Here is a 19,766-nt window from a genome sequence, read left to right on the forward strand (position 1 = left end):
GATGGGCACTAGATTCGGGTCATGGCGGACACAAAGCGTGAGATCGAGCGTAAGTACGAGTCCGATGACAGCGGGCTGCCCGACCTGACCGGTGTCGCCGGGGTCGCGTCCGTCGTCGACAAGGGTGTGGCGCATCTGGACGCCACCTACTACGACACGGCCGACCAACGGCTCACCGCGTCCTCGATCACCCTGCGCCGGCGCACCGGCGGGTCGGACGCGGGCTGGCATCTGAAGTTCCCCGTCGCCCCGGGTGTCCGCGACGAGATCCGGGCCCCGATGTCCGACACGCTCCCCGACGAGCTCGCCGCCCTGGTCCGCTCCCGGGTCCGCGAGGTCGAGCCGGAGCCCGTGGTCCGGCTGCGGTCGGACCGCGACGTACGCCACCTCCTCGACGCGGAGGGGCGTCTCCTCGCCGAGGTCAGCGTGGACGCGGTGCACGCCGAGCGGCTCAGTGGCGGCGTCGGCAATGCCCAGTGGACCGAGATCGAGGTGGAGCTGGCCGACGGCGGCGACCCGGCCTTCCTCGACAAGGTGGAGAAGCGGCTGCGCAAGGCGGGCGTACGGCCGTCGGCGTCCTCCTCGAAGCTGGCGCGGGCCCTGGAGGAGACGGAGCCCAGGGAGAAGATTCCGGCCGCACTGGAGCCCGTGACCGCGGGCGACCACGTCCTCGCGTATGTGCGCGCCCAGCGGGATGCGATCGTCGGGCTCGACCCGGCGGTCCGCCAGGACGTCGAGGACTCCGTGCACAGCATGCGCGTCGCCACCCGCCGGCTGCGCTCCACCTTCAAGTCGTACGACAAGGTCCTGGACCGGACCGTCACCGACCCCATCGGCGTCGAGCTGAAGTGGCTGGCCGGCGAGCTGGGTGTGGACCGGGACCGCGAAGTGCTGCACGCGCGGCTGACGGCGGCGCTGGAGGAGGTGCCGGGGGCGCTGGTCTCCGGGCCCGTGGCCGAGCGGCTGGACGCCTGGGCGGGGGACCGGCCCGGCGGGGCGAGCGCGCGGCTGATCGGCGTACTCGATTCCCACCGCTATCTCACCCTGCTCGACACCCTGGACGCGCTGATCGCCGACCCGCCGCTGCTGAAGGCGGCCGGGAAGAAGCCGCACAAGGTGATCGCCGCGGCCGTGACGAAGGACTTCGGGAAGGTGGCCGGGCTGGTCGGACAGGCGCTGGAGGTGGAGCCCGGCACCGAGCGGGACGTCGCGATCCACGAGGCCCGCAAGAAGACCAAGCGCACCCGTTACGCGGCCGAGGCGGCGAGACCGGCCCTCGGTAAGCCGGCCAAGGGCATGGTCAAGTCCATGAAGGCGCTCCAGAACCTGCTGGGCGAACACCAGGACAGCGTGATGGCCCGGCAGACCCTGCGCGAGCTGTCCGCGGTCGCGCACGCGGCGGGGGAGAGCGCGTTCACGTACGGGCTGCTGTACGGGCGTGAGGAGCGGCGGGCGGCGGCCGTGGAGGCGGAGCTGCCGGGGTTCTGGGACGGGGTCAAGGGTGAGGCGTCGTCGTTCCTGTGATCCTTCGGGCGGGCGGAGCGTGGCCGCGATCGCGTTACGCTAGATGGTCACCCCTGTCAGTTCAGTCCAGCCCACGAAGGTGCGCGAGATGCCTGCCGAAGTCGCTGCGGCCGCAGAGTCTGTGTTCCCGCAGCTCGAAGCTCTGCTCCCGCATGTGCAGAAGCCGATCCAGTACGTCGGCGGAGAGCTCAACTCCACCGTCAAGCCGTGGGAGTCGTGTGACGTCCGCTGGGCGCTCATGTACCCGGACGCGTACGAGGTCGGGCTGCCCAACCAGGGCGTCATGATCCTCTACGAGGTGCTGAACGAGCAGGAGGGCGTCCTCGCCGAGCGCACGTACAGCGTGTGGCCGGACCTGGAGGCGCTGATGCGCGAGCACCGGGTCCCGCAGTTCACGGTGGACAGCCACCGCCCGGTGGGCGCCTTCGACGTGTTCGGCCTGTCCTTCTCCACGGAGCTGGGCTACACCAACATGCTCACCGCGCTGGACCTGGCGGGTATCCCGCTGGAGTCGCGCGACCGCGGTCTCGACGACCCGATCGTGCTGGCCGGCGGCCACGCCGCGTTCAACCCCGAGCCGATCGCGGACTTCATCGACGCGGCGATCATCGGCGACGGCGAGCAGGCCGTGCTGGACATGACGAAGATCATCCGCGAGTGGAAGGCGGAGGGCCGGCCGGGCGGCCGCGAGGAGGTCCTGTTCCGGCTCGCTCGCACCGGCTCGGTGTACATCCCGGCGTTCTACGACGTGGAGTACCTGCCGGACGGCCGGATCGCCCGCGTCGTCCCCAACCGCAGCGGGGTGCCGTGGCGGGTGTCGAAGCACACGGTCATGGACCTCGACGAGTGGCCCTACCCCAAGCAGCCCCTGGTCCCCCTGGCCGAGACGGTCCACGAGCGGATGTCGGTCGAGATCTTCCGCGGCTGCACCCGAGGCTGCCGCTTCTGCCAGGCGGGCATGATCACCCGCCCGGTGCGCGAGCGCTCGATCACGGGCATCGGCGAGATGGTGGACAAGGGCCTGAAGGCGACGGGCTTCGAGGAGGTCGGCCTTCTGTCGCTGTCGAGTGCGGACCACTCGGAGATCGGCGACATCGCGAAGGGCCTGGCGGACCGGTACGAGGAGGACAAGATCGGCCTGTCCCTCCCCTCGACCCGCGTGGACGCCTTCAACGTGGACCTGGCGAACGAGCTGACGCGCAACGGGCGTCGCTCGGGCCTGACCTTCGCCCCCGAGGGCGGCTCGGAGCGCATGCGCAAGGTCATCAACAAGATGGTGTCGGAGGACGACCTCATCCGCACGGTGTCCACGGCGTACGGCAACGGCTGGCGTCAGGTGAAGCTGTACTTCATGTGCGGGCTGCCGACGGAGACCGACGAGGACGTCCTGCAGATCGCCGACATGGCGACGAGGGTGATCGCGGAGGGCCGCAAGGTCTCCGGCCAGAACGACATCCGCTGCACGGTCTCGATCGGCGGCTTCGTCCCCAAGCCGCACACGCCCTTCCAGTGGGCACCGCAGCTCTCGGCGGAGGAGACGGACGCGCGCCTGCAGAAGCTCCGCGACAAGATCCGCGGCGACAAGAAGTACGGCCGCTCGATCGGCTTCCGCTACCACGACGGCAAGCCGGGCATCGTGGAGGGCCTGCTCTCGCGCGGTGACCGCCGTATCGGCGCGGTCATCCGGGCCGTCTACGAGGACGGCGGCCGCTTCGACGGCTGGCGGGAGCACTTCTCCTACGACCGCTGGATGGCGTGCGCCGACAAGACGCTGCCGGCCTTCGGCGTGGACGTCGACTGGTACACCACCCGCGAGCGCTCCTACGAGGAGGTCCTCCCCTGGGACCACCTGGACTCGGGCCTGGACAAGGACTGGCTCTGGGAGGACTGGCAGGACGCCCTCGACGAGACGGAGGTCGAGGACTGCCGCTGGACGCCGTGTTTTGACTGCGGGGTGTGCCCGCAGATGGACACGCACATCCAGGTGGGGCCGACGGGCAAGAAGCTGCTGCCGCTGACGGTGAAGAACGGTGGCCCGACGCCGGCTTCGAGCGGTCACGTGCACTGAGGCGGGAGCGGCCGGTGCGTTGAATTCTCGCCGCGCGGTGGAGTGGGTTGTGAGCCCCTAGGTCTCCTTTCGGTCATATCGTTTGCTGGCCGCATGATTCGCCGGATCCGCAGCCACGATTACTGGCATGGCGACTTCGGGGGCGAGAAGCAGTCGGTTCGGTGGTTTGGGGCAGTGGTGGGGCGTCCTGGCCGGGGCTCTTCTCATCGCGGCAGCCGGTCCAGTGGTGATCATCACCCTGTCGGCCTTGGTTCTGCTGTGGTCCTTCTTCCAGGCTCCGGTGACCTGCGGGGCACCGGTCCGGGGACGGACCGATGGCTGCCGTAACAACGCCACCGGCATCCTCATGGGCTGCCACATTCATCAACACCGCTGGCAGAAGCTCAAGATGCTGATCCTCCGGCGGCGCGTGCGCGAGTTCTGCTCCGGGCTGTTCTCGGACGGCAAAGCCACCCTCGTCACCCTCGCGGCGCTGGGCAGCTTCCTCTCCGGGCTGGTGGCGCTGATTCCAGGTGTCGCTGTCTGACGCGGACGCACGGGCCAAGTGACGGGCCGGTGTCATTGGTTGGTGGTTCTGGGGCAAATTTCGGTTCAAGTCGGCTGGTGGGGCGGTTCGGGGGGCCGGGGGCGTTGTTAGGCTCGCGGGGCGGGGGTGGTGCTTGGCGGGGGAGGCGCGGGGCATGTCGGACGGGTTCTCTGTGGACCTCGACTCGTTGCGGAAGGCTGCGTCCGGGATCAGTACGACCTTGGATGCGATGGCCACCAAGAAGGTCAGTGACATCGACGCCTCGAAGGGGGACTTCGGGCACGACGAGCTGGCCTCGGCGGTCGGCGACTTCTGTGACCGGTGGAACATCGGGGTCTCCCATCTCGCCTCGGACGGCGCGGAGGTCACCGACCGGCTCAACCGCTGCGTCGCGAACTACGAGGCCGCCGAGCAGCACATCCAGCTGACGAACGAAGGGGTCCTCCGGTCGTCGACCGGCAGCGACCCGGGGGCGTCCTGATGGCGCAGCTCGGTGAGACCTCGGATCCCCGCGTGCTCGTTCCCGGCTCGCCGGACGCGCTGACGACCACCGCGCAGTCCCTGCTCGCCTACGGCGACGTCCTCGTCGAGGCCGGCGAGGGGCTGGCGAAGATCGACACCGAGGACGGCTGGCGCGGTGTGGCCGGTGACGCCTTCCGGGAGCGTTTCCACGGGCAGCCGCGCCGCTGGGTCGAGGCGGGCGACAACTTCCACGCCGCAGCCAACGCCCTGTACGGCTACATCACCACCCTCCGCACCGCTCAGCAGCGCGCCGCGGACGCCATATCCCAGTACGCGCGCGGCGAGTCGGCCACCGCGACCGCCAGGAACGCCCACGAGCAGCGGGTCAACGAGGCGCGCGGCAAAGGGGACAGCACCGAGATCCCCTTCGACGACCCCGGAGAGGCGGACCGTTCCGCGGCCCGGGCGACGCTCGAAACCGTTCGCGGCGATGTGCAGAGCGCGGGCGCTACCGCGGCCGCGCTGGTGAAGAAGACCACCGAGTCCGCCCCCGAGCGCCCGGGATTCTGGTCCAAGGTCGGCGACTTCTTCAGCGACGCGGGCGAGGAGCTGCTGGACGGCGGCAAGACCGTCGTCAACGACCTCGCCTCCTTCGGGAACGCCATGATCCAGCACCCGGGCGACAGCGCGGCGATGCTCGGCGGCATGCTCCTGACCGGGGTCAGCGCCGGCGGCGAGGGGCTCGGTGTCGCCCTGGACGCCACCGGCGTCGGCGCCATCGCCGGCGTCCCCCTGAACGCGGTCTCCGCCGCCGGCATCGTCACCGGTGTCGGCCTCACGGGCGCCGGCGCCGTGGACCTCGCGCGGCACGCCGGTGACGACTCCCGGGTCGAGCCGCTGCGGATGAACAGCGAGGGGTCCGGCACGGGCGGCTCCTCGCAGCAGGAGGCCTCGGAGCTGATCAAGAACGGTCAGCAGTACCAGGGCACCGGCGGTCGCGCCGGCAACAACCTGCCGGTGGAGAACGGCCCGAAGAACGGCACCCTCTACAAGACGGACCCGCAGACCGGGAAGGTCACCAACTACACGACGTACGACTCCGAGGGCCAGGCGGTCAAACGCGTGGACCTGGAGGGGCGGCCGCACGGCGGGGTGGAGACACCGCACGTCGTAGAGTACGTGCGTAACACCAACCCGAAGACCGGCGAGGTCTTCGTGCGCCCGTCCAAGGAAGTGCGCGCCGCGTTCCCCTGGGAGATTCCGTGAGCAGCAGCAAACCGGCGTGGTCCGAGCGGGAGCTGCCGGAGTTCTTCAGGCGGTGGCGTACGGAGTGGAAGGACGAGGAGCTCGGGCCGGACAACTTCCTCGACTTCGAGGGCGGGCTGCGGTTCGTGCTCGCCGCGGCCTGGCTGTTCTGTCCGGAGACCGTCGAGTACCGCGGGTGCGTGTTCCTGAAGGACCGCTTCCGGCAGAGCACCGTCGACGACTGGTTCACCAACCAGGGCGGCGATCGGTCACGTATCGAAACCGTCGTCAACCACGTCGAGTTGTGGGACATGTTCGGCAACACCGCGCTGACGGACGACGACCGGCTCGGTGAGGAACTCCCCCAACTCGCCCTCGCGTTGGGGGAGTGCTGGCAGGGTGTGCTGTCCGCTCGCTATCCCGACCGGGAGGTCACCGTCGAGGTGAGCGACGAGGAGGACGGCGCCTACGGGCCGACGGTGACCTTCTGGACGTCCCCGTCCTCCGCCTTCGGCTAGCCCCGCCTTCGGCTAGCTCGTCACGGCAAGAGCGCCAGCCTGCCGAAGACCTCACCGGCGGCCATCTTGCCGTGGGCCAGGGCCGCTTGGTCCAGGGGCAGGGTCCCGTGGACCGCCGCATGGAGCTCGCCCTGGACCGCCGCCGTGAACTGCGCCGCGCGGACCGCGTGTTGGTCGGCCTTCGGCACGGTGTCGGCGCTGAAGGTGGCGAAGGACAGCGACTTGCGGACGCCCGCCAGCAGGTGCTTGCCGAAGTCGGCCGGCGGCCAGCCGCCCATCACCCCGAGCAGCACCATCCGGCCGTTCGGGTGGAGGCGGTCCAGGAAGCCGGGCATGTCCGGGCCCGCCACGATGTCGACGACGACGTCGTAACCGGCGGGGGCGTCCGCGCCGCCCTCGCTCTCGCCCGAGCGGTCCAGCACATGCGTCGCGCCCAGGGCCCGCAGGCGCTCGCCCCGCGCCGGTGACGAGGTCGTGACCGCCACCGCCCCGGCGCCGCCGCGGGCCGCGAGCTGTACCGCCATGACCCCGATACCGCCGGCCGCGCCGCGGACCAGGACGGACTCGCCGGGCCTGAAGTGGGCGTGGGCCAGGGCGAAGTGGGCCACCGTGCCGGAGGAGCCGAGCGCCACCGCGGCGGCGGGGGACAGGTCCGCCGGCAGCGGCACCAGCTCCTCGACGGCGGCCGTCGCCTGTTCCGCGTAACCGCCGCCGAGGCCCGTGAACGCCCACACCCGCCGGCCGAGCCACGCGCGGTCGACACCCTCGCCGACCTCCGTCACGGTGCCCGCCACCTCGCTGCCCGGGATGTGGCCCGGCTCGAAGCCGTACGAGGCGATCGCGCCGCTGCGGATCACGACGTCGACCCCGCCGACGCCGATCGCCTCGGTGGCGATCAGCACCTCTCCGGCGCCGGGCGCCGGGGCCGGTATGTCGATGACCGTCAGTACCTCGGGGCCGCCGAACTCCTGGATCGCGACTGCCTTCACGTTACGTCTCCTGACTGCGGGAATCGGCGGGACGGAACCGTCCCGCCGGTCCCGGACGCTAATGGACGCCCCCGTCCGTTTGGCTAAAGTGAGAGCGGTGACCGGTCATTTGCCTCACCCCCTGCCGCCGCATCCCCTGCCGCCCCACCCCCTGCGCTCCGACGCCCGGGACAACCGGGAACGCGTCCTCGACGCGGCCCGCGCCCTGTTCGCCACCGAGGGGCTGAATGTGCCGATGCGCGAGATCGCCCGGCGCGCCGAGGTCGGCCCCGCCACCCTGTACCGGCGGTTCCCGACCAAGGAGTCGCTGGTCACCGAGGTCTTCACGGAACAGATGCGGGAGTGCCGGGCCATCGTCGAGGGCGGGCTCGCCGATCCCGACGCGTGGCGCGGACTGTGCGCGGTGATCGAGCGGACCTGTGAACTGCACGCGCACAACCGGGGGTTCACCGAGGCGTTCATGGCCACGTTCCCCGACGCGGTCGACTTCACCGCGGACCGCGAGTACGCGCTGAACGCCCTCGCCAGGCTGGCCCGGCGCGCGAAGGAGACCGGACGGCTGCGGTCCGACTTCACCGTGGACGACCTGATCCTGATGCTGATGGCCCACCGGGGCATCCACGCCGGTTCGACGGCGACCCGGCTCGCGGCCTCCCGGCGCTACGCCCGGCTGGTGATCGACGCGTTCCGGGCCTTCCCGGGCGAAGACGCGGGAGGGCCCGGCCACCTCGGATGACGTGGCCGGGCCCGCGTGCTCTCCCGGGATCAGTTGTTGTTCGCGCCCGGCTTGGGCGGGTTCAACGGGGTCCAGGAAGCCGCGCACGTCAGAGCGGGCGCAGCGCCCATGGCCTGGCTCTCGGTGCAGATGATCTCGTAGACCAGGCCCGTGGTCGTGATGACGTCGATCTTGACGCCGGCCAGGTCCTGCATGCCCTGGCTGTGCTCGTTGACGGAGACTCCGCAGGCGAAGCCGGTCGTCGTGCTGTTCGGGTAGCCCGTACGGCCGCTCAGGTCGGTCCACCGCATCTTGTGGTCCTGGTTCGGGCGGACGTCGCGGATGCCGGCGTACGTCCTGCGGTTGCTCACCGCGGCACGCACCTCGTACACCTGCTGGTCCTGGTAACCGTCGATGTCCGTGCACGGGCCCGCGGGACCGGTGGGACCCTTGGGACCCATCGGGCCTCTCGCCCCGGTGGCACCCTTCGGGCCGGTGGCGCCCTTGGGGCCCCGCGGTCCGGTGGGCCCCGTCGCGCCCTTGCAGCCCGTGGCGGGGATCCCGTGGGGCTGGGCCCGGTACTCGTGGCCCTGCTGGCAGTTCGCGGTGCGGGCGGTCGTCGCCTGTGCGCGATCGCTCACGTCACGGGTGGCGGCGGCGGCCGGGGTGGCCAGGCCGGTCGCCAGGACCAGCGCCAGCGACGCCACCGTCCCGGCCTTCCTGAAGGTGTCTCGCGCCAGTGGCCCGAGCGGTGAGGACGCCCCGAACTCAGGTCTCATCTGCATGCTCCTTGCCTCAACCGGATCGGGTGACGTCCCGAATCCGAGTGCGAGCTTGACCTGGACCGGTCGGTCGGACCGGCTTCACGGGCCGGAACGCGCCTGCTTGTCGACGTATCGGACTAATCCATGCCATCTGATGGGGCATTTTCTGCTCACGGTCACCCGAGCGGCTCCCGCGTGGATGAGCGCCCCGGACGCGCGCCCGTGCCACCTTGGCGCGGTGAAACAGCAGACCCTCTGCCTGTGCATGATCGTCAAGAACGAGTCCGCCGTGATCGAGCGCTGTCTGAGCGCCGTCCGCCCCTTCATCGACCACTGGGTCATCGACGACACCGGCTCCACCGACGGCACCCGGGAACTGATCCGCGAGGTGCTGGACGGCATCCCCGGCGAACTCCACGAGGAACCCTGGGTCGACTTCGGGCACAACCGGACCCGCAACATCCAGCGGGCGCGGGGACGTGCCGACTACCTGCTCACCCTCGACGCCGACCACGTGCTGCGCCAGGACGCCCCGCTGCCCCGCCTCACGGCCGACTCGTACCTGCTGCGCTACGACGTCCCCGGCACCCAGCACCGGTTCAAGCACCTCCTGCGGGGCGACCGGCTTTGGCGCTACGAGGGGGTCACCCACGAGTACCCGTGCACTGACGAGGACGACGTACAGGAGAACCTGGACGCACTCGTCGTGGAGGACCATGCCGACGGCGGGTGCCGTGACGACAAGTTCGAGCGGGACGCGCGGCTGCTGCGCGCCGAGCTGGTCCGCGAGCCCGGCAACCCCCGCACCGTCTTCTACCTGGCCAACACCGAACGCGACCTCGGCCACGCCGAGGAGGCGATCCACCTCTACGAGCGGCGGGCCGCGATGGGCGGCTGGGGCGAGGAGGTCTACGTCTCGCTGCTGGAGGCCGGCATCCTCCGGGCCGGGCGGACCGACGGCTGGCCGGCGGCGATGGACACGTTCTCCCGGGCCTGGGACGCCCGTCCCACCCGGCTCGAAGCCTGCTACGAACTGGCCGCGGGCCTCAGACTGCGCGGCCGCCACCACACCGCGCACGCCCTGCTCTCCCGGGTCGTCGGCCGGCCGGAGCCGGACGACCTGCTGTTCACCCGGTCCTGGGTGTACCGGTGGGGACTGCTCTTCGAGTACGCCGTCACGGCCCACTGGGTGGGCGACCACGAGGCCGCCGTCCGCGCCTGCGACCGGTTGCTGGCGCTGCCGGACCTGCCCGCCGAGATCCGCCAACAGACCCTGATCAACCGGCAGTTCTCGGCGCCGTGGGTGCCCGGGCCCTCGTCCCCTGCCCGCAGGCCGAAGGCGGGCAGGGGGAGGAAGAGGTGAAGGGCTGACAACGGGGTTTCCCGTTACTTGCTGACGGCGAACCGCATCAGGCCCAGCTCGTCACCCTGCTTGATCTTGCCCGTGACGTTGATGACCTCCAGCTTCCACACCGGTCCGACGCGCACCGCCTTGGCGACCGCGCAGGCGTTGTCCGTGGTGAGCATCGACGGCCAGATGTCGGCGACCTGCTGGGAGCTGCCGCCGGTGGCGTCGTAGACCTTGAAGCTGATGTTGCGCGCCTTCTGGAAGGAGCTGCCCTTCTTGTAGGCGGCGGCCACGAAGACGATCGACGTGATGTGCGGCGGGATCTTCGCGAACTCGACGGTGACCGTCTCGTCGTCGCCGTCCCCGTGGCCGGTCTGGTTGTCGCCGCTGTGCAGCAGCGAGCCGTTGCCGATCGGGTCGAGGGAGTCGAGGCCCGCCAGGCGCACCGGGTCGCTGTCGTGCAGGGCGATCGCGATGAGGTCCAGGTCGGTGCCGGACTTGCGGCGGAGCATGCCCATGACGCCGCCGCTGGAGCCGGAGGTCGGGTCCCAGGAGACGCCTATGGAGAGATGGGTGACACCGTCCAGATCGGCGGGGCCGCTTTCCTTCGTGAGCGTAATCATGCGCTCATACTGCCCCGAACCTCCCCGAGGTCCCAGAAGAGACCCGCCATGATCGCCAGGGCCTCCCGGGCCACCGTCCCCAACAGGTGCTCGTCGGGGGCGTGTTGGGCGCAGGACGGATGGGAGTGCGGGACCCACACCGTCGGCAGGCCCAGGACGTCGGCGAAGGCGTCGTTTGGGAGGGTCCCGCCCAGGTTGGGCAGGATCGCCGGGGACTTGCCCGTCGTACGGCGCAGGGAGGCCGTGGCCCAGCGGACCCAGGGGGAGCCGGGGTCCAGGCGGGTCGCGGGGACGGCGGCGACGCGGTCCACCTCGACCATGGGGAAGCCGTGGGCGTCGAGATGTTCTCTTACTGTTCCCGCGAGGTTCCGCCAGTCCGTGCCGACCACGAACCGCAGCTGGACGTCCGCGTGGGCGGTGCCGGGGATCGCGCCCACCGGCTTGGCCGGGTCGCCGGCGGAGAGGGTCAGCACCTCCAGGGTGTTCCAGGCGAAGACGCGCTCGGCGGGGGTGAGACCGGGCTCGCCCCAGTCCTCGTCGACCGCCGGGTCGGCCTCCCCGCCACCGACGGTGAGGTCCGCGAGGGCCGCTCTGACCGGCTCGGGGATCGCGGGCGGTCGTAGCCCTTCGACGCGGATACGGCCGTCCGCGTCGACCAGGGTCGTCAGGGCGGCGGCGAGGACGGTGGCCGGGTTGCGCAGGGCGCCGCCCCAGTTGCCGGAGTGGTGGGCGCCGGCCCGCAGGGGCACGCCGAGGCGGAAGTTGGCGGCGCCGCGCGAGCCGAGGAACAGGGTGGGGCGGTCGGCGGCGAGGCGGGGGCCGTCGGAGGCGATGAGGAGGTCGGCGGCGAGGTCGTCCCTCATCGCGTGGCAGAACTCGCGCAGGCCGGGGGAGCCGGTCTCCTCGCCGGTCTCGATCAACAGCTTGAGGTTGAAGCCGAGTTGGCCGTCGCGGGCGGTCAACACCTGTTCCAGTGCTGCCAGGTTGACGGTGTGCTGGCCCTTGTTGTCCGCCGAGCCGCGGCCGTAGAGGCGGTCGCCCTCGACGGTCAGGTGCCAGGGGGACAGGCCCTCGCGCCAGCGGCCGTCCTGGCCGGGGACGACGTCGCCGTGGCCGTAGACCAGCACGGTCGGCAGGTCGTCGGCCTCGTGGCGGTGGGCGAGGAGGAAGGGGCCCGCGTCCGCCACGGGGTTGTCGAGGATGCGGACGCTCGCGCCCAAGTGGCGGGCGGCCGGGGCGAGTTCGTGCTGGAGGTAGGCGTGCAGGCGGCTGATGTCGGCGTCCGGCCCGCTCTCCGTCGGCATCGCGACCCGGCGGCGCAGGTCCGCGAGGAAGCCGCCGGAGTCGAAGTAGGCGGTGGCCAGGTCGACGGCGGTGTCGCGGCTGCTCATGCGTCTCCGTTCGTGGGCTTCTCAAGTCCGGCCAGGCGCCCGTCCTCGCGGTCCAGCCAGTGCCGTCTCAGCGCGTCCAGGACGACGCTGACGTCGAAGGACGTGACGCCCGGCAGGTCGGCCAGGTCCCGGGTGAGGAACGCGGTGAGGCCCTCCTCGTCGCGGAACACGGCCACATGGACCACGCAGGAGGTGCCCGCGGTGGTCGTGACGTAACGCGCCGACGGATGCCGGGCGAGGGTGTCGGCCACCTCGCGCATCGCGCTGGGCGCGACCGTCAGACCGATCGCCACCTCCAACGCGTAACCCAGCAGGCCCGGTTCGATCTCCACACGCGGGCGGACCAGGCCCCGCTGGAGCAACGACTGGGTGAGCCGGTACGCCGTGGACTGGCCGATGCCGAGCTCGCGGGCGACCTGGGCGGCCGTCATGCGGGCGTCGGCGGCGAGGAGCCGCAGGATGCGCAGCTCGTCCTCGGTGAGCGCGCCGGTGCGGGGCGCGCTGCCGGGGGTGCCCTCCTGGGCGGTGTGCCGCGCGAGCCGTCGTACCTGATCCTCGGAGAGCCGGGGCAGGCGCCAGGAGTCGGACTTGGTGCCGGCCGACAGGATCAGGTCCGAGCGGGCCGAGCGGACGCCCGGGAGCGCGGGGACGGTCCGCCCCAGCAGCTCGGTGGTGCGGTCGCGGCGGGACGGCTGGACCGAGCAGTAGACGTCCCACTGGCCCGCGGTGACCGCGACATGGCTGGTCTCGGGCAGGTCGGCGAGCCGGCGGGCGACTTCGGGGGCCCGGCCGGGTTCCGCCGTCACCCAGACATGCCACGGGTGGCCCTCGCCGGAGACCGACCAGTCCAACTGGCCGATCACCCGCAGCAGTCGGTCGGACTCCAGCCGGGCCAGCCGCCGCCCCGCCGTGCTCGCCGACACCCCCAGCACCTCCGCCAGCAGACTCAGCGGCGCCCGGGGGGCGTGCTGGAGGGCTGCGACGAGGTCGAGGTCGTCGTCGTCCAGTGCGGTCATGGATCCATCGTAGAGAACGAATCCATCAGATGGCAGCGTCATGTGAAGGATACAAGCGCAACAAGCATTTTACTTGCATGATGCCGTCGCATGGGGAGTCAATGGAGCGGTGACTGACCGCGTGCTCGCCACCCTCGTCCGTGTCGAAAAGGCCGGGAACAGACTCCCGCACCCCTTCTGGCTGTTCGGGGTGCTGAGTGCCGTACTCGCCCTGGTCAGCTGGGCGTTGGCCGCCGCCGGTGCCTCCGCGCCCAACCCCGCGACCGGCAGGACCGTCACCGTCCACAGCCTCGTCTCCGGCGAGGGGCTGCGGATGATGATCGGCGAGGCGGTCACCAACTACGCCACCTTCCCGCCCCTCGGCACGATCCTCGTCGTCATGCTGGGCGTGGCCGTCGCCGACCGTTCCGGGCTCCTGCCGACGATGCTGCGGGCCGCCGTCGCCCGGGTCCCGGCCCGCTGGCTCACCTTCACCCTGGCGTTCACGGCGATGGTCGCGCACGTCGCCTCCGACGCCGCGTACGTGGTCCTCGTGCCGCTCGGGGCGATGGCGTTCAAGGCCGTGGGGCGCAGCCCGATGCTGGGCGCGGTGGTCGCGTTCGTGTCGGTGTCCGCCGGCTACGACGCGAGCCCGCTGGTCACCCCGACGGACGCGGTCCTCTCCGGGCTCACCACCGCGGCCGCGCAGACCGTCGACCCCGGATACGTCGTCACCCCGCTCTCCAACTACTTCTTCTCGCTGGGCTCTTCACTGGTCCTGGCCGCCGTCGTCACCGTCGTCACCGAGAAGGTGATCGCCAGGCGGGTGGCCGCGATGCCGGACGAGGAGGACGCGACCGGCACGGAGGCCGAGGAGTTGACCCTGCGCGAGGACGAGCGGCGCGGGCTGCGGTTCGCCGGTGTCGCACTGCTCGCGTACGCCACCGTGATCGTGGCCGCGATGATCCCGTCCGGCTCGCCCCTGCGCGGCGAGGGCGGCAGCATCGTGCGGTCGCCCGTGCTCACCGGCATCGCGGTCGTGCTCGCGGTGGCGTTCCTGATCGTCGGCGCGGTGTACGGCCGCACGGTCGGCACCGTGCGCACCGCCCGCGACATCCCCGACCACATGGCGCAGGGGCTGCGGGAGTTGGCCCCGATCCTCGTCCTGTTCTTCGCGATCTCGCAGTTCCTCGCCTACTTCAAGTGGACCGGCGTCGGCGAGGTCATGGCGATCCGCGGCGCCGACCTGCTCAAGTCGGCCGGGATCACCGGCCCGGTGGCCTTCCTCGGCGTCCTCGTGGTCTGCACGGTCATCAACCTGCTCGTCACCAGCGGCTCCGCCCAATGGGCCCTGGTCGGCCCGGTGTTCGTGCCGATGTTCATGCTCCTCGACATCTCGCCCGAGGTGACCCAGGCGGTGTACCGGATCGCCGACTCGTGCACCAACGCGATGACCCCGATGAGCGCCTACTTCGTGATGACCCTGGGCGTGATCCAGCGCTACCGCCGCTCGGCCGGCATCGGCACGCTGCTCTCGCTCACCCTCCCGCTCTGCCTGACCATGCTGGCCGCCTGGACGCTGCTGTTCTACGCCTGGTGGGCGCTGGGCATCCCGCTCGGACCCGGGGTACCGGTCCGCTGAGCCCCGTCCACAAGGACCCGCCGACCGCCGTACGAGAGAGAAGAGCCGCCGATGTCCCTGCGCCGCCTGGAGTCCCTGGCCCGCGTCGCCCTGCCCGCGATGACCGACGACCTGCGCGCCCTGGTCGAGCTCGAAACCCCCAGCCACGACAAGGAGTTGCTGAACAAGGGCCTCGCCGCGATCGAGACCTGGACCCAGGACCGACTCGGCCCGCCCGACGCCGTACGGCGCTACGACGGCGGCCCGCACGGCGACATGCTGGAGCTGCTGTACGCGGGCACCGCACCGACGACCGCCCTGGTGCTGTGCCACTACGACACGGTCTGGCCCGCCGGGACCCTGGCCGAGTGGCCCTTCGAGGTGACCGGAGGGCGGGCGAGCGGGCCCGGTGTCTTCGACATGAAGTGCGGTCTGGTGCAGGCCGTTTGGGCCCTGCGGCTGCTGCGTGAACTCGATCTCCCGCGCCCCGCCGTCCGTCTCTTCCTCAATGGGGACGAGGAGATCGGCAGCCCCGCCTCCCGGCCGCACATCGAGCGGCTCAGCGAGGACGTGGTGGCCACGCTGGTGTGCGAGGCGGCGGCCGGGCCCGAGGGGGCGCTGAAGACCGCGCGCAAGGGTGTCGGCCTGTTCGAGGTGGACGTCGAGGGCGTCGAGTCGCACGCGGGTCTCGACCCGGACCGGGGCGCGAGCGCGGTGCACGCCCTGGCCGAACTGGTCACGCGGATCGCCGGGTTGGGCTCGCGCGAGCACGGCACGACCGTCAACGTCGGGATGATCGGCGGCGGGACGGGGAGCAACGTCGTCGCCGGGCGCGCGTACTGCCGTATCGACGTACGGGTCGCCGTGCCGTCCGAGGCGGACCGCATCGACGCGGCGCTCGCGGGGCTACGGCCCTCCGACCCCCGGGTGAAGGCCACGGTCACCGGCGGCTGGAACCGGCCCCCGATGGTCCCCGGCACCGGACTGCTGTTCCGGCAGGCCCAGTTGATCGCCACCGACCTCGGCGCATCCCTCGACGAGACCGCCGTCGGCGGCGCGAGCGACGGCAACTTCGTGGCCGCCCTGGGCCGTTCGGTCCTCGACGGACTGGGAGCGGTGGGAGACGGCGCTCACGCCCGCCACGAACACGTACTGCTGGAACACATCCCGACACGCACGGCGCTGATCGCGGGGTTGCTCGCGAGGTGCGCCGGATAATCCCGTGGCCGGGACCGGGAAGGGCGCAGGAGACTGGGGTATGCCTCGACTCATCACCCCCGAACCCCGGTTCCGCACCTCCTTCCTGGACGCCGTGCGCGAGAACCTCGCCGAGGGCGGGCGCGTCGGCGACATCCTCGCCTGGGAGCTGCGCGAGTACGGCGACACCTGGGACGAGCCCGAGGGGTTCGCGCGTTACGTCCGCGCCGCGCGGGAGCAGGCGGCGGAGGAGGAGGGGTACCGGTCCGCGGGCTTCGTGCCGGTCAGTTGGTACTGGTACGTGGACGGGGACCACTACATCGGGCGTATTCAGGTCCGCCATCGGCTGACACCGCACCTGCGCGACTACGGCGGCCACATCGGGTACGGCGTACGCCCCACCGCGCGTCGGCGCGGGCACGCTACGGCCATGCTCCGAGAGGCGCTGCCGCACGCCCGTGCCCTGGGGCTGGGGCGGGTGCTTGTCACCTGCGATGTCGTCAATATCGGGTCCCGTAAGGTGATCGAGGCCAATGGTGGTGTTCTCGAGGACGAACGGGGCGGGAAGTTGCGGTACTGGATCCGGACCGGGAACTGAGGCGTCTTCGTCGTCATGGACCTGGAGAAGCAGCCCGCGCGGCGCGAGCCCGAAGGGTGTCTGACCGTCGCGATCAGGATTCCCGTGCGGATCGTCGTGCTCGTTCTCGTCGTGCCCGTGCGGGTGGTGTGGGACGGGCTCGTCGTGCTGGGGCGGTTCCTGCGGGACAGCGTGCTGCGGCCGCTGTGGCGGGTGCTGGTCGTCTGGCCGTGCGTGGTGCTGTGGCGGTACGGCGTCGTGCCGCTCGCCAAGGCGGTCGGGTGGCTCGGGAAGGTGCTCCTCGTCATCCCGGCCGGCTGGCTCTACCGCTATGTGCTGACGCCCGTCGGACACGGCGTCGCGTGGTTCCTGCGGGGTACCGGGGCGGTGCTCGTGTGGATCTACGCGCGCGTGCTCACGCCCGTCGGACACGGGATCGCGTGGCTCGTCACCGGTATCGGGGCCGTCCTCGCCTGGATCTTCACCCCGGTGGGCCGTGCGATCGCCTGGTGCGCCCAGGGGATCGCCTGGCTGGCGAACACGGTCGCCACCGGCGTCGGGATCGCCCTGTACTGGATCGCCCGGATCCTGCTCGTGCTGCCCGCGCTCGCCCTGTGGCGCTGGCTCCTCGTGCCCGTCGGCCGCGTCCTCGCCGTCGTCGGCCGCGAGGTCTGGGACGCCCTCGGGCACGCCTGGCGGATCGCCGGGCACATCTCGCTCGCCGTCGGACGGTTCCTCGCCACCCTCTTCAGGTGGATCTTCGTGGAGCCGGTGCGCTGGGTGTACCGCACCCTGCTCACACCGGTCGGCCATGTGATCCGGGACGTCGTGCTGCGCCCCGTCGCCGAGGCCGCGCGCAGTGTGGGACGGGTCACCCGGGCGGCGCTGGACTCCGCCCGCGAGTCGGTACGCCAGGCCCGCGCCGACTTCCGGCGGATGCTCTTCGGGGCGACCCGCGAGCGTGAGGCGGTCGCCCGACGGGAACCGACGGGCGCCGACACACGTACTCTTGGTAGTAGTACGACCGCACTCACGAAGGACTAGGACACTGGGCAAGCGACAGCCCGAAGGCCCGCCGCCCGCACCCGCGGTGCAGCGCATCCGACTGCGCTACACCAAGCGCGGCCGCCTCCGGTTCACCAGCCACCGTGACTTCCAGCGCGCCTTCGAGCGTGCGCTGCGCCGCGCCGAGGTGCCGATGGCGTACTCGGCGGGGTTCACGCCGCATCCGAAGGTGTCGTACGCCAATGCCGCACCCACCGGCACGGGCAGTGAGGCGGAGTACCTGGAGATCGCGCTCACCGAGGCGCGCGACCCGGAGAAGCTCAGGCTCCTCCTAGACGAGTCGCTGCCCACCGGGCTCGACATCGTCGACGCGGTCGAGGCCCGCACCTCGGGACTCGCCGACCGGCTCACCGCCTCGGTGTGGGAGCTCAGGCTGGACGGCGTGGACCCGGAGCGGGCCGAGAGCGCGGTCGCGGCCTTCAAGACCGCGGACGCGGTCGAGGTCCAGCGGACGACCAAGAACGGCCTCCGCACCTTCGACGCCCGCCCCGCGGTCGTACAACTGGAAACGCACAGTGAGACGGCTGATAGGCCGACCGACCAGCCCTGTGCGATACTGCGGCTGGTTGTTCGGCACGTGACGCCTGCCGTTCGACCCGACGACGTCCTGTCCGGTCTCCGCGCCGTGGCCGACCTGGCGCCGCCGGTCCCCGCAGCGGTGACCAGGCTGGCGCAGGGGCTGCTCGATGAAGAGACCGGCACGGTGACCGACCCGCTCGCGCCCGACCGCGAGGCAGCCGAGGCCCTCTCGAAGGCCGAACCGACTGCCATCGCGACGGCGTCGGCGTAGAAGGTCCCGCGAAGGACGGACGTCGTAGCGCCGCCCTTGTACTCGGGAGCCACCTGGGTCGGGCAGCGCACCGACCACAAGACTTTCGCCAGGCCGTACGTACACATGGCGTACGGAACCGGTGAGACAGGACACAGAGAGCTCCCGTGTGGCGCCCGCGCCCCGGACGGCGGCGACGCGCATCGCGCGAGCCGCGGACGTCAACGGCGGTCGATGCCATCGATGCCGGACCAGCGCGGCGCCCGGGGGCCTGACGGGAGAAACGCCCGCATGCTCGAACCGACCGAGCCCACCGAGGGCTCCGAAGAACTGAACAGCCCGAGCGACACCCTGCCGCCGCGTCGGCGGCGCCGTGCCGCGTCCCGGCCCGCGGGGCCGCCGGCCGCTGTCGTCCCGACCGACGAGGAGATCGTCGCCCCGGCCATACCGGCCGCGGAGGCGGAGGACCTCGTGACCGATCTCGTGCCGGACGAGGACGAGAAGCTCGACGAGAGCGTCGACGGTGTCGAGAGCGCCGACGACGCCGACGGTACGGCCGAGGTCGTGGCCGAGCCCGCTCCGCGTACGCGTCGCCGGGCCACGCGGCGGGCCTCCGCGCCCGCCGGGGCGCCGGCCGCGGCAGCGGAGAGTGCCGAGACCGTGGTGCCGGTGGCTGCCGCCGGCTCCGGTGACCAGGAGAGCGCGGCTGTCGAGAGCCCCGAGGCCGAGGAGTCCGCCGCGCCCCGCACTCGCCGGCGCGCGACCCGTCGTGCGTCTGCTCCGGCCGGGACGCCTGTGGTCGCCGAGACCGACGGTGCGACTGCTGCGCCGGTGAGCGCCGAGACGGCCGTTGCCGAAGCGCCCGCCGCCGCTGAAGCGCCCGCCGCCGAAGAGGCCGCGCCCGCTCCGCGTCGGCGTCGGGCTTCCCGGCGCGCTTCCGCGCCGGCCGGTGCTCCGGAGGCCGCCGAGGCGGTCGTGAGCGCCGTAGAGGCTGTCGAGACCGCGCCCGCCGTAGAAGCCGCGCCCGCTGTAGAAACCGAAACCGCCGAGGACGACGCTCCCCGTCGTGGGCGGCGCCGGGCCACGCGTCGGGTGACCGCGCCCGCCGCCGAGGCCGCCGCTGAGGGCTCCGCCGACGTGCCGAGTGCCGCTGCCGTTGAGGAGGCCGCCGTGGCCGACAGCTCTGCCGAGGTCTCGGAGGCCCCGGCCGCCGAGGAGGCGCCCGCCGAGGACGCCTCCCCGCGTCGTCGCCGTCGTGCCGTGCGGCGGGCCGCCGGTGGGTTCTCCGAGCCCGCCGCCCGGGACGCCGTGGACGAGGACGACTCTCGCCCGCGGTGCCGACGATGGCCGCCTTGCCGAACGACTCGAT

General features: G+C 71.7%; 18 protein-coding genes and 1 pseudogene. 14 read left to right on the forward strand and 5 right to left on the reverse strand.

Annotated features, from left to right (window positions below):
• The first annotated feature begins 21 nt into the window (after nucleotides 1-21).
• The 6 genes from ABZ896_RS26655 (at nucleotide 22) to ABZ896_RS26680 (ending at nucleotide 6,343) form a co-directional block, all read left to right on the forward strand.
• Nucleotides 22-1,524 carry a CYTH and CHAD domain-containing protein gene (locus tag ABZ896_RS26655; RefSeq protein ID WP_360934083.1) on the forward strand — a complete coding sequence of 501 codons (1,503 nt, stop codon included), beginning with the start codon at nucleotides 22-24 and terminating at the stop codon, nucleotides 1,522-1,524.
• Between the two features lie 88 nt (nucleotides 1,525-1,612).
• Nucleotides 1,613-3,592 carry a TIGR03960 family B12-binding radical SAM protein gene (locus ABZ896_RS26660; RefSeq protein WP_360934086.1) on the forward strand — a complete coding sequence of 660 codons (1,980 nt, stop codon included), beginning with the start codon at nucleotides 1,613-1,615 and terminating at the stop codon, nucleotides 3,590-3,592.
• Nucleotides 3,593-3,719: 127 nt separating this feature from the next.
• Entirely contained in the window at nucleotides 3,720-4,118 is a 399-nt protein-coding gene (locus ABZ896_RS26665; protein WP_360934089.1) for a hypothetical protein, read from the forward strand.
• 229 nt (nucleotides 4,119-4,347) lie between these two features.
• Nucleotides 4,348-4,599 (forward strand): hypothetical protein, encoded by a 252-nt coding sequence (locus ABZ896_RS26670; RefSeq protein ID WP_360934091.1) that lies wholly within the window; start codon nucleotides 4,348-4,350, stop codon nucleotides 4,597-4,599.
• Nucleotides 4,599-5,846 (forward strand): putative T7SS-secreted protein, encoded by a 1,248-nt coding sequence (locus ABZ896_RS26675; protein ID WP_360934094.1) that lies wholly within the window; start codon nucleotides 4,599-4,601, stop codon nucleotides 5,844-5,846. The genes ABZ896_RS26670 and ABZ896_RS26675 overlap by 1 nt, the downstream gene beginning before the upstream one ends.
• Nucleotides 5,843-6,343, forward strand: a complete 501-nt coding sequence (locus ABZ896_RS26680) for a hypothetical protein (RefSeq protein WP_360934096.1) — start codon at nucleotides 5,843-5,845, stop codon at nucleotides 6,341-6,343. Before ABZ896_RS26675 ends, ABZ896_RS26680 begins: the two co-directional genes overlap by 4 nt.
• 20 nt (nucleotides 6,344-6,363) lie before the next feature.
• Here the strand turns inward: ABZ896_RS26680 and ABZ896_RS26685 are convergent, their stop codons facing one another.
• Nucleotides 6,364-7,332, reverse strand: coding sequence for a zinc-binding dehydrogenase (locus ABZ896_RS26685; protein ID WP_360934099.1), 969 nt, complete (start codon nucleotides 7,330-7,332; stop codon nucleotides 6,364-6,366).
• Nucleotides 7,333-7,429: 97 nt separating this feature from the next.
• Here ABZ896_RS26685 and ABZ896_RS26690 point away from each other — a divergent pair, with 97 nt between their 5' ends.
• Nucleotides 7,430-8,068, forward strand: coding sequence for a helix-turn-helix domain-containing protein (locus ABZ896_RS26690; RefSeq protein ID WP_360934101.1), 639 nt, complete (start codon nucleotides 7,430-7,432; stop codon nucleotides 8,066-8,068).
• 29 nt (nucleotides 8,069-8,097) lie between these two features.
• Here the strand turns inward: ABZ896_RS26690 and ABZ896_RS26695 are convergent, their stop codons facing one another.
• Entirely contained in the window at nucleotides 8,098-8,826 is a 729-nt protein-coding gene (locus tag ABZ896_RS26695) for a collagen-like protein (protein WP_360934104.1), read from the reverse strand.
• A 223-nt stretch (nucleotides 8,827-9,049) separates the two neighbouring features.
• Here ABZ896_RS26695 and ABZ896_RS26700 point away from each other — a divergent pair, with 223 nt between their 5' ends.
• The gene (locus ABZ896_RS26700) at nucleotides 9,050-10,174 is read left to right on the forward strand and encodes a glycosyltransferase (protein WP_360934107.1); all 1,125 of its coding nucleotides are present in this window, start codon (nucleotides 9,050-9,052) and stop codon (nucleotides 10,172-10,174) included.
• A gap of 23 nt (nucleotides 10,175-10,197) precedes the next feature.
• Here ABZ896_RS26700 and ABZ896_RS26705 read toward each other — a convergent pair whose 3' ends face one another.
• From ABZ896_RS26705 to ABZ896_RS26715, 3 genes are read right to left on the reverse strand one after another with little or no spacing between them, the layout of a single operon-like run.
• Nucleotides 10,198-10,782, reverse strand: a complete 585-nt coding sequence (locus ABZ896_RS26705; RefSeq protein ID WP_360934110.1) for a TerD family protein — start codon at nucleotides 10,780-10,782, stop codon at nucleotides 10,198-10,200.
• On the reverse strand, nucleotides 10,779-12,173 hold the full coding sequence (locus tag ABZ896_RS26710) for a M20 family metallopeptidase (RefSeq protein WP_360934113.1): 1,395 nt from the start codon (nucleotides 12,171-12,173) through the stop codon (nucleotides 10,779-10,781). Before ABZ896_RS26710 ends, ABZ896_RS26705 begins: the two co-directional genes overlap by 4 nt.
• On the reverse strand, nucleotides 12,170-13,189 hold the full coding sequence (locus tag ABZ896_RS26715) for an Lrp/AsnC family transcriptional regulator (RefSeq protein ID WP_360934115.1): 1,020 nt from the start codon (nucleotides 13,187-13,189) through the stop codon (nucleotides 12,170-12,172). The genes ABZ896_RS26710 and ABZ896_RS26715 overlap by 4 nt, the downstream gene beginning before the upstream one ends.
• Nucleotides 13,190-13,298: 109 nt before the next feature.
• Between ABZ896_RS26715 and ABZ896_RS26720 the strand changes: the two genes are divergently transcribed.
• The 6 genes and pseudogenes from ABZ896_RS26720 to ABZ896_RS26745 form a co-directional block, all read left to right on the forward strand.
• The gene (locus ABZ896_RS26720) at nucleotides 13,299-14,810 is read left to right on the forward strand and encodes an AbgT family transporter (RefSeq protein WP_360934118.1); all 1,512 of its coding nucleotides are present in this window, start codon (nucleotides 13,299-13,301) and stop codon (nucleotides 14,808-14,810) included.
• A 51-nt stretch (nucleotides 14,811-14,861) separates the two neighbouring features.
• Nucleotides 14,862-16,007, forward strand: coding sequence for a M20 family metallopeptidase (locus tag ABZ896_RS26725; RefSeq protein WP_360934121.1), 1,146 nt, complete (start codon nucleotides 14,862-14,864; stop codon nucleotides 16,005-16,007).
• 40 nt (nucleotides 16,008-16,047) lie between these two features.
• A complete protein-coding gene (locus ABZ896_RS26730; protein WP_360934124.1) occupies nucleotides 16,048-16,584 on the forward strand; it encodes a GNAT family N-acetyltransferase in 537 nt (178 codons plus the stop codon).
• A gap of 15 nt (nucleotides 16,585-16,599) precedes the next feature.
• Nucleotides 16,600-17,607 (forward strand): hypothetical protein, encoded by a 1,008-nt coding sequence (locus tag ABZ896_RS26735; protein ID WP_360934127.1) that lies wholly within the window; start codon nucleotides 16,600-16,602, stop codon nucleotides 17,605-17,607.
• A gap of 46 nt (nucleotides 17,608-17,653) precedes the next feature.
• The gene (locus ABZ896_RS26740) at nucleotides 17,654-18,418 is read left to right on the forward strand and encodes a TIGR03936 family radical SAM-associated protein (protein ID WP_360934130.1); all 765 of its coding nucleotides are present in this window, start codon (nucleotides 17,654-17,656) and stop codon (nucleotides 18,416-18,418) included.
• 270 nt (nucleotides 18,419-18,688) lie between these two features.
• Nucleotides 18,689-19,766 (forward strand): annotated as a pseudogene (locus ABZ896_RS26745) (ribonuclease E/G); the annotation flags it as partial.

The sequence above is a fragment of the Streptomyces sp. NPDC047072 genome, assembly GCF_040643855.1.
Taxonomy (GTDB): domain Bacteria; phylum Actinomycetota; class Actinomycetes; order Streptomycetales; family Streptomycetaceae; genus Streptomyces.

What these genes read in the sequence shown, in the direction of transcription:
- ABZ896_RS26655 (WP_360934083.1), top strand. Translation starts at nt 22, where the DNA reads ATGGCGGACACAAAGCGTGAGATCGAGCGTAAGTACGAGTCCGATGAC.
- ABZ896_RS26660 (WP_360934086.1), top strand. Translation starts at nt 1,613, where the DNA reads ATGCCTGCCGAAGTCGCTGCGGCCGCAGAGTCTGTGTTCCCGCAGCTC.
- ABZ896_RS26665 (WP_360934089.1), top strand. Translation starts at nt 3,720, where the DNA reads ATGGCGACTTCGGGGGCGAGAAGCAGTCGGTTCGGTGGTTTGGGGCAG.
- ABZ896_RS26670 (WP_360934091.1), top strand. Translation starts at nt 4,348, where the DNA reads ATGGCCACCAAGAAGGTCAGTGACATCGACGCCTCGAAGGGGGACTTC.
- ABZ896_RS26675 (WP_360934094.1), top strand. Translation starts at nt 4,599, where the DNA reads ATGGCGCAGCTCGGTGAGACCTCGGATCCCCGCGTGCTCGTTCCCGGC.
- ABZ896_RS26695 (WP_360934104.1), bottom strand. Translation starts at nt 8,826, where the DNA reads ATGAGACCTGAGTTCGGGGCGTCCTCACCGCTCGGGCCACTGGCGCGA.
- ABZ896_RS26705 (WP_360934110.1), bottom strand. Translation starts at nt 10,782, where the DNA reads ATGATTACGCTCACGAAGGAAAGCGGCCCCGCCGATCTGGACGGTGTC.
- ABZ896_RS26710 (WP_360934113.1), bottom strand. Translation starts at nt 12,173, where the DNA reads ATGAGCAGCCGCGACACCGCCGTCGACCTGGCCACCGCCTACTTCGAC.
- ABZ896_RS26715 (WP_360934115.1), bottom strand. Translation starts at nt 13,189, where the DNA reads ATGACCGCACTGGACGACGACGACCTCGACCTCGTCGCAGCCCTCCAG.
- ABZ896_RS26725 (WP_360934121.1), top strand. Translation starts at nt 14,862, where the DNA reads ATGTCCCTGCGCCGCCTGGAGTCCCTGGCCCGCGTCGCCCTGCCCGCG.
- ABZ896_RS26730 (WP_360934124.1), top strand. Translation starts at nt 16,048, where the DNA reads ATGCCTCGACTCATCACCCCCGAACCCCGGTTCCGCACCTCCTTCCTG.
- ABZ896_RS26735 (WP_360934127.1), top strand. Translation starts at nt 16,600, where the DNA reads ATGGACCTGGAGAAGCAGCCCGCGCGGCGCGAGCCCGAAGGGTGTCTG.